Below are 281 nucleotides of genomic sequence, written 5' to 3' on the forward strand. Positions count from 1 at the left end.
CTCAGAAGTGAAACGCCGTAGCGCCGATGGTAGTGTGGGGTCTCCCCATGCGAGAGTAGGGAACTGCCAGGCATCAAATTTAGTGTGCTGATATGGCTCAGTTGGTAGAGCGCACCCTTGGTAAGGGTGAGGTCCCCAGTTCGACTCTGGGTATCAGCACCAGTTTTTCGGTTAAAGTTTGGCACTTAGAAAAGAATTTGTCTGGCGGCTGTAGCGCGGTGGTCCCACCTGACCCCATGCCGAACTCAGAAGTGAAACGCCGTAGCGCCGATGGTAGTGTG

1 tRNA gene and 1 rRNA gene are annotated in these 281 nt (G+C 54.4%); both read left to right on the forward strand.

The annotated features are described in order from the left end of the window. Positions 1-86 precede the first annotated feature (86 nt). Positions 87-162, forward strand: a tRNA-Thr gene (locus OGV75_RS00030). A 38-nt stretch (positions 163-200) separates the two neighbouring features. After that, positions 201-281 (forward strand): 5S ribosomal RNA (gene rrf / locus OGV75_RS00035); the annotation flags it as partial.

The sequence above is a fragment of the Citrobacter sp. Cb028 genome (assembly GCF_030336705.1).
GTDB classification, from domain to species: Bacteria; Pseudomonadota; Gammaproteobacteria; order Enterobacterales; family Enterobacteriaceae; genus Citrobacter; species Citrobacter braakii.